We start from the raw sequence: 12,915 nt of genomic DNA, 5'->3' as shown, positions 1-12,915 counted from the left end.
AGGTGATCGCATAAACTGTAGGCCTTTTCCGCGAGCGGGACGTGACGATGGGCATTGGGCTGGGCTCGTATCTGGCAGTGGCGGCAGGCGGTGCGCTGGGCTCGGCACTGCGGCTGGGGATGCAGGAGTGGATGGTGGCGCACTTCGGGCGTGCCTTCCCCTGGGGCACTTTGAGTATCAACATCCTTGGCTCGTTCCTGATCGGTGTGCTGGCCGTGGTGCTGGTGGAGCGCCTGGAACTGCAACCCGTCTGGCGCTTGTTGCTGGTAGTGGGGGTGCTGGGGGGCTTCACCACGTTTTCCACCTTCTCCCTGGAAGTCGTTCACATGGTGGATGTGGGCGCCTGGGCGCGCGCGCTGGGCTACATGCTCGCCAGCCTGCTGACCTGTGTGCTGGCCGCGGCAGCCGGGCTCTACGGCGCCCGATTCCTGCTGGGGGTCGGGCCGGTCGTATCGTGAGGGCGTGGGTCACGACCGTGGACGCCACGGGGCGGCAACCGTAGACTTCCCCGTCGTTCTTTCAACCCCTTACCGGAAACCCGTCATGCTTGATATCCACAGCCTGCGCCAGGACCTGGATGCGACCGCTACCGCGCTTGAACGCCGTGGCTATACCCTGGACCGCGAGCGCTTCAAGGCCCTGGAGGCCCGACGCAAGGCGTTGCAGGTGCGCACCCAGGAGCTGCAGGCCGATCGTAATACCCGCTCCAAGGGTATCGGGCAGGCCAAGGCGCGGGGCGAGGACATCGAGCCGCTGAAGGCCGAGGTCGGGCGGCTGGCCGACGAGCTCAAGCAGTGCGAAACCGATCTGCACGGGGTCCAGCAGGAGCTGGATGCGATGCTGATGCGAATCCCGAATCTGCCGCAGGCGGACGTGCCCGACGGGCTGGACGAGAAAGACAACGTCGAGATCCGGCGCGAGGGGACCCCGCGAAGCTTCGATTTCACGCCGCGCGATCACGTGGACCTGGGCCTGCCCGGTGGCTGGCTGGACTTCGAGGCCGCAGTACGGGTGGCCGGTTCGCGGTTCGTGGTGATGCGTGGTCAGATGGCGCGCCTGCACCGGGCACTGACCCAGTTCATGCTGGATCTGCACACCAGCGAACACGGCTACCAGGAGACCTACGTCCCCTACCTGGCCAATCCCGAATCGCTGGAAGGGACGGGGCAGTTGCCGAAGTTCGACGATGACCTGTTCTCGGTCGACTGTGACCAGCGCTACCGTCTGATCCCCACCGCCGAGGTCACCCTGACCAACCTGGTGCGCGAGCAGATCCTCGATGCCGAGGCCTTGCCGCTGAAGATGGTGGCCCACACCCCGTGTTTCCGCTCCGAGGCGGGCAGCTATGGCCGCGATGTGCGCGGCCTGATCCGGCAGCACCAGTTCGAGAAGGTGGAGCTGGTGCAGATCGTGCAGCCGGAGAGCTCGGATGCCGCACTGGAGGAACTTCTGGGCCATGCCGAGCGGGTATTGCAGGCGCTGGAACTGCCGTACCGCGTGATGCTCCTGAGCGCCGGCGATATGGGCTTCGCCGCGGCCCGCACCTACGACCTGGAAGTCTGGCTGCCGGCCCAGGATGCCTACCGCGAGATCTCCTCGTGCTCCAACTTCCAGGCCTTTCAGGCGCGCCGCATGCAGGCGCGCTTCCGGCCGAAGGCGGGCGAGCGCCCGGAGCTGGTGCATACCATCAACGGGTCCGGGGTTGCGGTGGGCCGGGCCCTGGTCGCGCTGCTGGAGAATCACCAGCAGGCAGACGGCTCGATCCACATCCCGGAAAAACTGCGCCCGTATCTCGGGGGAACCTCGGTGATGGAGCCGCCGTCCGAATAGGAGGTCCACCGGGAGTTCGCTTGACGTGAATAACGCGCTTGGCAGGAAGAGTTGGTTGGGTCGGCTGGCGAGTCTCTCGCTGGCATGCATGGTGGTGGTATTGTTCGCGACCGCCCCTGTGGCGGACGAATCCGTCGAACCCGACGAGGGGATCGTGTTCGACGACACCCCGCGCCCGATTGGACTGCATACACCCGACTGGTTCGAGCTGAGCTTCCTCGATCTGCGCGAGGACCTGGACGACGCGGTGGAGCAGGGAAAGATGGGGCTGGCCGTTTACTTCGGCATGGATGACTGCCCCTATTGCGAGGCGCTGTTCGACAAGAACTTCGCACAGGACGATATCCGCGAGTACCTGGCGTCACATTTCAACGTGGTGGCCATCGACGCACTCGGTACACGCGAGGTCACGGATCTCGACGGCGAGACCTGGATGGAGCGGCGCTACGCAGCCGAGAAACGTCTGAATTTCACCCCGTCGATTGCGTTTTATGACGAGAATGGCGAGCGTATTCACCAGATGCGCGGTTACTATCCACCTTACCGTTTCCGTGCCTTGCTGGAGTACGTGATCGATCGGCACGATCGTGACGTGAGCTTTCGCGACTATCTCGACCGGGCGAATCCGCCGCCCAAATTCGACCTTGATGACATCAACCAGCGGGATTTCTTTGTCCGCGAGCCGTATGCGCTGGATCGGAGCCGGATCCCCGCGGAACGCCCACTGGTGGTGTTCTTTGAGCGCGAGGCCTGCCACGCCTGCGATATCATGCACTCCGAGCCGCTGCAGCAGGACGAAGTGCTGGAGCGCATCGCCCTGATGGATGCGGTGCAGCTGGATGCCGACGATGCCGATACGCCGGTGCTGACGCCGGGTGGCGACCGCACCAACGCGAAAGACTGGGCCGCGGAACTGGATGTGCACTGGGCGCCCACGCTCATTTTCTTCGACGAGCGCGGCGAAGAGATTATCCGCATCGATTCGGTGGTCCACCAGAATCGGCTGCGCAATGTGTTGGACTTTGTCCTGACCCGTGGCTACGAGGAATATCCGACCTTCGAACGCTGGCGTGCCCAGCAGCCGCCGCGCCCCTGACCACGCCGCTGACTCAAGGAATCATCCCTTTGCATTTCGAACGTGACTTCGTGATCCGCAACCGTGACGTGCTGGAAGGTATCGTTGCCCGTTCCCACCGTGTGGCGCTGGGGATCTTCGCGCTGACCTTCGGGGGCTACGGGGCGGCGGTGTGGCTGTGGTTTCAGGACAATGTGTGGGCCGCCCTGGTGGTGGCGACGCTCAGCTACCTGGTGTTCCGCCAGTTCCGCATGCTGGCGCTGGGAGTGGCGCGTATGCCGCTGCGTGGCGATCCGCAGGCGGTGGAGGCGCTCAAGGCGATCGACATGGCGCTGGAGCAGGACAAGCCCCACCCGGTACTGGCTGAGGTCGAGGCGCATCTGCGGGCGCTGGAAGAGGCGCCCGCGACGCAGGAGGAACGCGAGGCCGCTGGCCCGGACGATACGAAGAAGGGGACCGGCAAGGGCGACTGACAGCGGCCTGCGGTCGCCGGATCAGAGCTCGACGGGTACGCCCAGTTTCTGCTCGATGACGCGCACCAGGGTCGCGTGCAGTTCTTCGCCGTTGCGGTCGTCGACCCAGGTGCTTTCTTCTTCGGAATAGCCGAAATGGGCCGGCCCCTCGGGCGAGGAAAGCCAGATCTGCTGTGCGGCCTCCTGGCGGTTCAGGATCATCTGGGCGCCATCGTCGAATTCGATCGTCATCACGCCGTCGATCAGGTCAATGTCCAGGTCGTCCAGTGCGCTTTGCTCGGTCAGGCGGGTCTGGATGTCGTCCAGGGTATTTTCGGCGAATACGGCGAAGGAGGTCTGGCTCATGGGGCTCTCGATACGGTCGGGAAGAGTGGGTTCGGCTGCGCCGCGATTATAGGTCAGCCGCGCCAGGCGGCAATGGCCAGCCCGGCCCAGCCGAGGATAAACGCGGTCCCGCCCAGCGGTGCAATCGCGCCCAGGATGCGGGGTGCGCCCAGCGCTAGGGCATACAGGCTGCCAGAGAACAGCAGGACGCCGATCACGAACGCCACGGCACTGGCGGCGGCCCAGCCGTTGGCCAGGTGGGCCCACAACGCCGCGACCAGCAACAGGGCCAGGGCATGGATGAAGTGATACTGGACGCCGGTATGCCAGGTCGCGAGGGCCTGTTCCGTCAGGCGTTCCTGCAGGGCGTGGGCGCCGAAGGCGCCGAGGACGACGGCAATCCCGGCCAGCAGGGCAGCGATGACAATAAGGGGGCGAATCAGCGGTTCGCTGGCCCCCATCAGGCGTCGTCGCCCATCTCGCTGTCGATGTCCTGGCCGGCGACCCAGCCGTGTTCACGGGCCCGGTCGATCGCTTCCTGGTGGATGCGTTCGTGGCGTTCGCGCAGTTCCGGCGGCAGGTTGCTGATGCGCAGGCTGTATTTGTCCCACTCGGCATTGACCTGGTCATGCAGCATCTGGATGCGCGAGACATCCCAGCCATCGCAGGTTTCGGTCTCCGGGAGGATGCCGAATACCCAGGCATCGCGGATGAAATTGCCGATGGGGGTCATGCCGGCGTACATGTCGTTGTACAGGCCGACGTAGGTGCGACTGGAGCGTTTGGGTGCATTCATGCCGCATAGTCTAGGGAAATACTGATGAATGTACACACTCGCGTTGGCACCCCAGGTTTTCCGAGACAAGGCGCGTCGTGCAGTGGGTAGTGGTTCTACCCGCAAGCGGCGCAACGCAGGATCGGGGAACCTGGGGTGCCAACCCCACAAGCTATTGAAAGACGGGGCTCGGCCGCTTTTGAGCGCGCACGGCGTTGCGGCTCCCTTGTGCAGAATGACTGCACGGCAGTCGCCGCGCCTTGTTCGCACGCAAAAGCGACTCGAGCGCGAGTGTGTACATTCATCAGTATTTCCCTGGGCGCGTGCCCGGCTCAGGCAAAGCCATTTCGACGCGGGTTCCGGAGCTTCCGGACAAGAACGGGGATAACAGGTGCAGGCTGCAAACGACTCGCTGGTACGGGTGCGCATCCGTGCCCTGATCAAACTGATGGTGCTGGGCGCCGCCCTGCTGCTGGTGGTGGTGATGCTCCGGTACGCCTTTTCCGGGCCGGGCGATACCCGCGGCGAGACGCTGCGGGTGGATCTTGCCGAGATTGCCCCGGGCGAGGCCCGGCGTGTGATCCATGGCAACCGCCACGTGCTCGTGGTCCATCGCGATGCCGCCTGGCAGGCCGCCCTGGCAGGTAATGACGAGCTGGTCGACCCCGAGGCCCGCCGGGGCCAGCAACCGGACGGGCTGGATCGGCCGTTGCGCAGCTTCCGGCCCGAGTGGCTGGTGGTGATCGGCGAAAGTGCGGATCTGGGTTGTGAGCTGGACCTGGTTCACCCGGACGAGGCCGACGGCTGGAGCGGCGGCTTTGTCGACCGCTGCCGGGGCGGGCGCTACGACGGGGCCGGCCGGGTATACGTGGATCAATCGGCCCGGCGCAACCTGCCCATCCCCGACTATCGCTTCGCCGGTGATGACCAGCTGATCCTCGGGAGTCCGTAAACCTCGTCTGGCGGGCGTTCCCGGCTCTTTCTAGGGGGGTGTCAGGCACACCGCTGGCTTGGCGGCTGCAAGTGCCGCACGGGGGCTGCCGTATTCCGGGGTCGGCGTTGCGCGCTGATCCGCTTGTTCAGGCTTAACTGTTATCCCGCAAGGCGAGGGCGGGGTAGAGGTCAAAGCGCACGCTCTTGCCCTTGACGCTCGCCTGGGGCGAGTCGGGGCCGAGGGCGGGCGCATGCAGCGGGCGCTTGACGATGACGCGGCGTTCCACGTTCTGGCGCAGGGTGGCCAGCGTTTGCTCGGCGTCGGGGTCGGCCGCGTCGGGCATCAGGGCCTGAATCAGCTGCATGTCCTTTTTTACCGCGGCCCGCTTGGCCCGTTCAGGGAACATGGGATCAAAGACCGCGGCCATCGCCGGGACGGCCAGATGCGCCGGATCGGCCTTGCCCTCGCACAGGGTGATGCGCTGGATGATGGGCGCGAGTTCCGGGCTGGCTGCGGCGCGTTCGAGGGCGTCGGCGAGCAGGTGGTATACCACTGGATGCCGTTCCCAGGCCGTGACCCGGAATCCATGCGCGGCCAGCAGGAGGGTGTCGCGCCCGAGACCGGCGGAGGCATCCAGCACATGACCGTCACGCGGGAGCTTGCCGAAGGCGCGGATCAGGCCCTCGCGCTGGTGACCGGCATGGGCGAGGCGGTAGCCCTGGCGGCCGGCGGCGAAGTCCAAGTGTAGTCGCAGCGGCGGGTGTACGTCCTCGCGCACCAGTTCGATCCCGCGATCTCCCGTCTCCAGCACTAGCTCGGCGCCCCCGGCATGCTGGTAGCCGCGGGCGGCCAGGGCCTCGCGTAGTCTGTTGGCGTCGGCCTCGTGGCCGGGGGCCGAGCGTACGATGAGTGGCATGGGCGTCAGTAGTGCGGCGGGGGTGGTTCGGCGCCCTCTGCGCCGCCGCCATGCTCCTCGAGGTCGCGCAGGCGATCGCGCAGCCACCGGACCTGCTGACGCAGCTCGGTATTGGCCTGCTGCAGCTCCAGTTGCACGCGGGCCTGCTCCTCCTGGGTGTATTCCTGATGGGCCAGGCGGATCTCCAGATCCTCGATGCGCTTTTGCAGGGCTTCCGAATCCATTTGGGTTACTCCACCACGTTGCGCGGCTGGCCGCTCGCGAAGGCGCGGATATTGGCCGTGACCTCGTCGATCACCCGCTGCCGGGCGGTTCGTGCGGCCCATGCGGTGTGGGGCGTGAGGACGAGGTTGGGGATGTCGTCGGCCAGCAAGGGGTGATCCGGTTGCGGGGGTTCCGGTTCCAGCACGTCGATGCCGGCACCCGCCAGATGCCCGCTACGCAGGTGCCTGACCAGAGCCTCGGGATCGACCAGGCCACCCCGGGCGGTGTTCAGCAGCAGGCCTCCCGGCCGCATCTGGCGCAGGGCGGCATCATCGATGAGGTGCCGGGTGGTCGCGGTCAGGGGGCAGTGCAGGCTGATGACGTCGCATTGTCCCAGCAACCGTTCCAGCGGCACGCGATCCTCTTGTGATGCGCGGTCCGGATTCAGGCTCTCGGCAACCAGCACCTCCATGCCAAAGGCCTCGGCGACGCGCGCGGTGGCACGGCCCAATACGCCCCAGCCGATGATGCCGATGCGCATCCCGGCCACCGTGCCGATGGGGTGGTCGAGGAGACAGAACTGATCGGAGGCGCTCCAGCGACCGGCGCGGATATCCGCGCGGTAGGCGTCCAGTTGGGTGACCAGCGTCAGCAGCAGGGCGAAGACGTGCTGCACCACGGAGTCGGTGGCGTAGTCGCGCGCATTGCTGACGACGATGCCCAGGCGGCGGGCCGCCTCCAGGTCGATATTGTTGGTCCCCGTAGCGGCGGCACAGACGAGTCGCAGGCGGGGGGCTGCGGCCAGTACGTCGGCGTTCAGTTCGACCTTGTTGGTGATGACCACCTCGGCGTCGCCGATCCGGTCCGTACGCTGATCCGGCGCGGTACGTTCGTGGACGGACCACTCGGGAAGGCTGGCCCGGAGTTCGGTCAGCTCGAGATCGTCGCGGTCAACCGTGGCGAGATCGAGAAAGACGCCGCGCTGGAGCTGGGTCATGATCGACGTGTCCCTGGGTTCAATGAAGACGGCTCCCAATGAAAAGGGCCCCGCACAGCGGGGCCCTGGACATTCCTGCGGTGTGGCGCGTAAGCCTAGTTGTCGCCCGAGAAGGCGTGGAACAGGTTCAGCAGGTGCAGGAACATCACGTAGAGGTTCGCGTACAGCGAGACCGTCATCACGACGTAGTTGGCCTCGGGGTCGTGGATCATCCGGCTGGTGTCGAACAGGATGGCGGCCGACAGCAGCAACACAACCGCCGCGGAGATGGCCAGCGACAGGGCCGGGATCGCCAGGAACAGGTTGGCGACGATGGCCAGCAGGGCGACGATCAGGCCGACGACCAGGAAGCCGCCGAGGAAGCTGAAGTCCTTCTTGGTGGCCAGGGCGTAGCCGGAGAGCGAGACAAACGCGACCGCGGTGGCGGCGAAGGCGTTGCCGACGATCTGCGGCCCGTTCGGAAGACCCAGGTACATGCTCAGGATCGGGCCAAGGAAGAAGCCCAGCACGCCGGTGAAGGCGAAGGTCAGGACAATGCCCAGCGCCGAATTGCGCGCGGCGTGGATGGCGAACGGGCCGCCGATCAGTACGCCAATCATTATGATCCAGTGCACCGGTGGCGCGTTGACCGCCATGGCGATGAACGCGGTGATCGCGCTGAACGCCAGGGTGAGCGACAGCAGCATGTAGGTCTGCCGGATCACCTTGTTGGTGGAGATGGTCTCGCTGATGGAACCAGTGCTGGACGGATTGCGACTCGAGCGGACGATCTGGTCTCGGGACACGGGTCAACTCCTCATTGGATTCGAAACAAAGACAGTGTAGCGACAAGCGCTCCGGGTTGCAGCGTTTCCCTTGCGGTTTCAGGGCTGCGGGCCGATCACGGGGCGATCGGCCCGGCGCGGGTTACTTGATCGGCTCGCCGACCTTTTCCGAGATGGTCTTCACCGCATGGTCGGTGGACTTGAAGATGTTGTCCTTGCCGATGATGTCGTCCAGCCCGGTGCGCTGCATGACCTCCATGATCTGGGCCTTAACGCCGGCGAATACCAGGGTGATGCCGCGCGCCTTGAGGCGGTGCACCAGCTGATGGATGACCTCCTCGCCGGAGGCGTCGATCTCGTTGATGCCCTTGCCGACGACGATCAGGTACTTCGCCTGCGGATGACGGGCGAGCAGGTCCAGTACGGCATCTTCGAAGTAGGGGACGTTGGCGAAGTACAACGACCCGTCGAAGCGCATTATGCCGACCTTCTCGTTGGTCTCCAGGCCGTAGCGCTGGGCTTCGCGCAGGGTGCCGTCTTCGTAGCGTGCCAGTTCCGAGACACGCGGCTTCATGGTGCGGTACAGGTACAGCACGATGGCCAGACCGGCACCGATGAGGATGCCGTAGTCCAGGTTCGGAGCCATTGCGAGGGTCGCCACGAAGGTCACGATGGCGGCAGCGCCATCGTGTTTGTTGGCCACCCATGCGTGCTTGATGGCCTTGAAGTTCACGAGCCCGGCAACCGCCATCATGATGATGGCGGCGAGCACCGCCTGAGGCAGGTGATAGATCAGCGGCGTCAGGAACAGCAGGGCCACGCCGATGAGCACCGCAGTAAAGACCGAGGACAGGCCGGTCTTGGCGCCGGAGTTGAGGTTGACCGCCGATCGCGAAAACGAGCCGCTGACCGGATAGCCCTGGGTAAAGCCCCCGGCGATATTCGCCAGGCCCTGACCCATCAACTCCTTGCTGGGGTTCAACCGCTGACCGGTCCGCGCAGCCATGGCCTTGGCGATCGCGATGGCTTCGGTGAAGCCCACCAGCGCGATGACGAAGGCGGTGGTCAGCAGGGTGGTGAACGTGCCGAAGGTGATATCCGGGATCGAGAACCCGGGCAGGCCCTGGGGCACATTGCCCACGACGGCGCCACCGCCGTTCAGCTGGACCTCATCCTCGCTGACTCGCACGATCCGCCACGAGGTGCGGTCGGCCCGCTCGCGTTCGGCCTCGGTCAGGTGGTCGTCCGCGATAAAGCGCACCGGCTGGTCGTTCGCACCGGGGACGCGACGCAGCGTGATGTCGCGGATTTCCTCGCGCATGCCGGCAAGTTCGGGGCGCAGTTCATCGCGTTGTAGACGCAGCTGGTCGGCCTCGTGGCGCAGGCGGACGGCCTCGGCGCCCTCCTGTTCCTGGAGCTCTGCTTCCAGCGCACGGATCTGCTCGTCGAGATCGGCGAGGCGCTTGCCTTCGTTCTCGATGGACTGCGCGAGGGTCAGAACCTGGGCCGGCGCGATCTGCTGGAGAGATGTCGCGGCCTTCTGCTCGTAGCCGATGGCCCAGCTCACCAGGATCGCCACGACCACGGCTACGAGGACCCCCGGGATCTTCGGCAGGAACCGCTTCATCAGCACCATCAGGGCGATCGCGCCGACGCCGAACGCAAGCGTCGGCCAGTGGACGCTGCCCAGCTCCATTACCACGCCCCAGAGGCCCAGCATGAAGTGACCGCTGGTATCGATCGGGACCCCGAGAATCTTGTTCAGCTGCGACAGGGCGATGATGATGGCCGCGGCATTGGTGAAGCCTACGATGACCGGATGCGAGATGAAGCTGACCAGCGCGCCCAGCTTGAACAGCCCCAAAATCAGCTGAATCACGCCAACGATGAAGGCCAGGGCAATGGCCAGCATGATGAATTCGGATGAGCCCTCGGCGGCCAGCGGGATCAGCGCCGAGGCTGTGAGGAGCGACACGACCGCGACCGGGCCGGTGGCGAGCTGGTTCGACGAGCCCCACAGCGCCGCGACCATCACGGGCAGCAGCGAGGCATAAAGTCCGTACACGGGGGGCAGGCCGGCCAACTGGGCGTAGGCCATGGACTGCGGGATCAGGACCAGGGCGACCGAGATGCCGGCGATGAGGTCCGCGTTGAGGGTTTGCTTCGTCGGGCGCCAGCTGAGGAAGGGGAACACTCGCAGCAGAATCGAATTCATCGGGTCGCTCGCTTGGCCAGTTCGTGAGGATCGACGACGGCCGGAACCGATGCAATGGGCCCAAGAGCGGTCCGGGCCGGGGCTTGCCAGGGCCGTCGTCACAATACTGGCAGCCGGTGCTGGGCCCGGTCGGATGCACGGGCGCAGTCGCGAAAGTAGCGCCAGATTATAGGCGGTTAGTTCATTTTCTTCTATCTAACTTGTTCTATATGACACATAACAGATGGGCTATGTGTTGGGGTGGGGCTGAGAGGGGAAGCGTTACCGGGGAGGGCCGAGAAAGGCCTTCGGCCCGGGACACCGGAAATGGCGGAGAGGGAGGGATTCGAACCCTCGAGGGGCTTTCACCCCTGCCGGTTTTCAAGACCGGTGCAATCGACCACTCTGCCACCTCTCCGAGGCTGAGCATTGTCTGGCAAGGGGGGCGGGCTGGCAACCGGGGGTGGCCCGCGTGGCCTCGCGGCCACGAGAGGGAGGGATAGATTCGGACCTGCGGTCCTCACCCTTCGGGCGTTGCCTGGCGGCAACGTCCTGCGGCGGCTGCGCCGCCTTGTCGAACCCTCGAGGGGCTTTCACCCCTGCCGGTTTTCAAGACCGGTGCAATCGACCACTCTGCCACCTCTCCGAGGCTGGGCATTGTCTGGCAAGGGGGGCGGGCTGGCAACCGGGTGGCCGGGTTCAGTGGTTGCGTCGGAGCCCCTGGCGGGCCAGCGCCGATGCAGCGAGGAGGTAACCTGCGAGGAACAGGGCAATGGTCGACATGGTCAGGCCCTGATCGAGGAGCATCCCGATTGTGACTGGTGCCACCGCGGTGGCGAGGATCATCGCGGCTTGTCCCACCGCACGGATGGCGCCCAGGTGGCGGATCCCGTACAACTCCGCCCAGACGACCCCCATCAGGGTGTTGGCGATGCCCATGCCGAGTCCCGCGAGTCCGAGATAGACCGGGGCGAGCCAGGGGCCGGCGTCGAGTTGCAGGGCGAACAGGGCGAGCAACAGCGGGAGCAGATGCAGTGGCAGGAGGCGGCGCGATCCGAAGCGATCCACGAGGGGTCCGGCCAGGAACAGGGAGACGAGATGGGCGGCGGCAAAGGCCACGAAGCTCGCGGCCAGCCAGTCGAGTGCCCACGCCTGTTCCTCGGCCAGCGGGACCTGGTGGAAAAACAGCGAGGTGATCACGAATGGCGCGCCCATCAACGCCGGGAGCACGAGGTAGAAACGCGGATCGCGCAGGACTTCATGACGCGTCCAGTCGCGGGAGGCGGCTTGTTCGGAGCCCGTGGAGTCCGTGACGGGGATGTTCCGCCCGAGGAGTGCCAGCACAAGCGCGGCGAGGACAACCAGGGCGGCGGCGGTCAGCCCCCAGGTGCTGCGCCAGCCAATCGCCGTCATCAGGCCCACCATCAGGGCGGGTACGATGGCCTCCGCCACTGGCAGCCCGGCGGCCGCCAGGCTGACGGCCTTGCCGCGGTTCTCATGGAAGGCGCGCGCCACCGCCGTCTGTGCGGTGTGGACCATCAACCCCTGGCCAAACAGCCGCAATACGAAGAATCCCAGCGTCAGCAGGATCACGCCAGTGCTGAACGCGAGAATCAGACTGCCGGCGGCGGCCCCGAACAGCACCAGCAGGATCATGCTGCGCAAGGGCACATGATCGATCAGCCGGCCTGCCTGTAGCAGGAGCAGGGCGCTGGCCAAGGTGGCCAGGGAATAGGCCATGCCCAATTGGCCGTGGGAGAGCCCGAAGGCCTCCCGCCACTCGCCTCCGAACAGCGAGAGCACGAAAGTCTGCCCGACCGCCGAGAGTCCGACGAGCAGGAAGGACGCGGACAGGAAGCGCCAGTGGGGGATCAGGGCATTGGGCGGCATGGGCGGGTCGCGTGATCGAGAAAGGGCTATCTTAAATCGCGCGTCCAGAGCTTGACGTCCGGCCGCGCGAACCCTAATCTTTGTCGCGTTCCGGGCGGTTAGCTCAGCGGTAGAGCACTGCCTTCACACGGCAGGGGTCACTGGTTCGAACCCAGTACCGCCCACCAGATTCGGATCTTAAGAAAGCGGCCTCGGGAAACCGGGCCGCTTTTTTTGTGTTTGCGGGACGGTGACACCAGCGAATGTGGCGCAAGGGGCGCTTGTGGAATCTGGCGGAGAGGGAGGGATTGCTCGGCGCGTTGCGCCTCACCCTTCGGGTCGTCGCCTGCGGCGACGTTCTGGCGCCACTATGTGGCGCCAGTCGAACCTGAATTTCTTTATTCCTCGGGTTCGAATCTCCAGGCATCTGTGGCCAAGAACGCGAAAGGGGCCACTAGGGCCCCCTTGCTTGAATCTGGCGGAGAGGGAGGGATTACGCACGGCTTCGCCGTCCGCCCTCCGGGCCGCCTTCGCTTCGCTGCGGCGTTCCGGTGTCGCGT

14 protein-coding genes, 3 tRNA genes and 1 other RNA gene are annotated in these 12,915 nt (G+C 65.6%); 6 read left to right on the top strand and 12 right to left on the bottom strand.

The genetic code is table 11. The features are described from left to right. The first annotated feature begins 47 nt into the window (after positions 1-47). The 4 genes from crcB (at position 48) to D578_RS0111660 (ending at position 3,378) form a co-directional block, all read left to right on the top strand. The gene (crcB, locus tag D578_RS0111675; protein ID WP_018950126.1) at positions 48-458 is read left to right on the top strand and encodes a fluoride efflux transporter CrcB; all 411 of its coding nucleotides are present in this window, start codon (positions 48-50) and stop codon (positions 456-458) included. Between the two features lie 85 nt (positions 459-543). Beyond that, on the top strand, positions 544-1,830 hold the full coding sequence (gene serS, locus D578_RS0111670) for a serine--tRNA ligase (protein WP_018950125.1): 1,287 nt from the start codon (positions 544-546) through the stop codon (positions 1,828-1,830). Positions 1,831-1,885: 55 nt separating this feature from the next. Then, the gene (locus tag D578_RS0111665; RefSeq protein WP_018950124.1) at positions 1,886-2,926 is read left to right on the top strand and encodes a thioredoxin fold domain-containing protein; all 1,041 of its coding nucleotides are present in this window, start codon (positions 1,886-1,888) and stop codon (positions 2,924-2,926) included. Positions 2,927-2,955: 29 nt separating this feature from the next. Then, complete coding sequence (locus D578_RS0111660; RefSeq protein WP_018950123.1) at positions 2,956-3,378, top strand: hypothetical protein; 423 nt, start codon at positions 2,956-2,958, stop codon at positions 3,376-3,378. Positions 3,379-3,399: 21 nt separating this feature from the next. Here D578_RS0111660 and cyaY read toward each other — a convergent pair whose 3' ends face one another. The 3 genes from cyaY to D578_RS0111645 are packed head-to-tail and all read right to left on the bottom strand — an operon-like array spanning position 3,400 to position 4,498. Continuing rightward, positions 3,400-3,723, bottom strand: coding sequence for an iron donor protein CyaY (gene cyaY, locus D578_RS0111655; protein WP_018950122.1), 324 nt, complete (start codon positions 3,721-3,723; stop codon positions 3,400-3,402). A 53-nt stretch (positions 3,724-3,776) separates the two neighbouring features. Beyond that, a complete protein-coding gene (locus D578_RS0111650; protein WP_018950121.1) occupies positions 3,777-4,163 on the bottom strand; it encodes a DUF423 domain-containing protein in 387 nt (128 codons plus the stop codon). Beyond that, positions 4,163-4,498, bottom strand: a complete 336-nt coding sequence (locus D578_RS0111645) for a hypothetical protein (RefSeq protein ID WP_018950120.1) — start codon at positions 4,496-4,498, stop codon at positions 4,163-4,165. Before D578_RS0111645 ends, D578_RS0111650 begins: the two co-directional genes overlap by 1 nt. 370 nt (positions 4,499-4,868) lie before the next feature. Here D578_RS0111645 and D578_RS0111640 point away from each other — a divergent pair, with 370 nt between their 5' ends. Continuing rightward, complete coding sequence (locus D578_RS0111640) at positions 4,869-5,429, top strand: hypothetical protein (RefSeq protein WP_018950119.1); 561 nt, start codon at positions 4,869-4,871, stop codon at positions 5,427-5,429. 133 nt (positions 5,430-5,562) lie between these two features. On the opposite strand, the gene D578_RS0111635 is transcribed toward D578_RS0111640, so the two are convergent. The 8 genes from D578_RS0111635 to D578_RS0111605 all read right to left on the bottom strand — a co-directional run bounded on the left by D578_RS0111635 (position 5,563) and on the right by D578_RS0111605 (position 12,376). Continuing rightward, entirely contained in the window at positions 5,563-6,327 is a 765-nt protein-coding gene (locus D578_RS0111635) for a class I SAM-dependent methyltransferase (protein WP_018950118.1), read from the bottom strand. 5 nt (positions 6,328-6,332) lie between these two features. Next, positions 6,333-6,551 (bottom strand): SlyX family protein, encoded by a 219-nt coding sequence (locus D578_RS0111630; protein WP_018950117.1) that lies wholly within the window; start codon positions 6,549-6,551, stop codon positions 6,333-6,335. A 5-nt stretch (positions 6,552-6,556) separates the two neighbouring features. Continuing rightward, positions 6,557-7,528, bottom strand: coding sequence for a D-2-hydroxyacid dehydrogenase (locus D578_RS0111625; RefSeq protein WP_018950116.1), 972 nt, complete (start codon positions 7,526-7,528; stop codon positions 6,557-6,559). Between the two features lie 95 nt (positions 7,529-7,623). After that, the gene (locus tag D578_RS0111620; RefSeq protein WP_018950115.1) at positions 7,624-8,313 is read right to left on the bottom strand and encodes a Bax inhibitor-1/YccA family protein; all 690 of its coding nucleotides are present in this window, start codon (positions 8,311-8,313) and stop codon (positions 7,624-7,626) included. A gap of 121 nt (positions 8,314-8,434) precedes the next feature. Continuing rightward, positions 8,435-10,507: a SulP family inorganic anion transporter gene (locus D578_RS0111615; protein WP_018950114.1), complete on the bottom strand. Its 2,073-nt coding sequence runs from the start codon at positions 10,505-10,507 to the stop codon at positions 8,435-8,437. A 307-nt stretch (positions 10,508-10,814) separates the two neighbouring features. Continuing rightward, positions 10,815-10,904, bottom strand: a tRNA-Ser gene (locus D578_RS0111610). 68 nt (positions 10,905-10,972) lie between these two features. Beyond that, positions 10,973-11,132: transfer RNA gene (locus D578_RS15955), tRNA-Ser, on the bottom strand. Positions 11,133-11,185: 53 nt separating this feature from the next. Then, positions 11,186-12,376, bottom strand: coding sequence for an MFS transporter (locus tag D578_RS0111605; RefSeq protein WP_018950113.1), 1,191 nt, complete (start codon positions 12,374-12,376; stop codon positions 11,186-11,188). Positions 12,377-12,468: 92 nt separating this feature from the next. Between D578_RS0111605 and D578_RS0111600 the strand changes: the two genes are divergently transcribed. Continuing rightward, positions 12,469-12,543 (top strand) — tRNA-Val (locus tag D578_RS0111600). A 103-nt stretch (positions 12,544-12,646) separates the two neighbouring features. Here the strand turns inward: D578_RS0111600 and D578_RS15620 are convergent. Next, a non-coding RNA gene (locus D578_RS15620) (RtT sRNA) lies at positions 12,647-12,778 on the bottom strand. Positions 12,779-12,915 lie beyond the last annotated feature (137 nt).

Source organism: Thioalkalivibrio sp. ALMg11, from assembly GCF_000377905.1.
Classification (GTDB): Bacteria; Pseudomonadota; Gammaproteobacteria; order Ectothiorhodospirales; family Ectothiorhodospiraceae; genus Thioalkalivibrio.
This window is presented reverse-complemented; position numbering and strand designations above follow the sequence as displayed.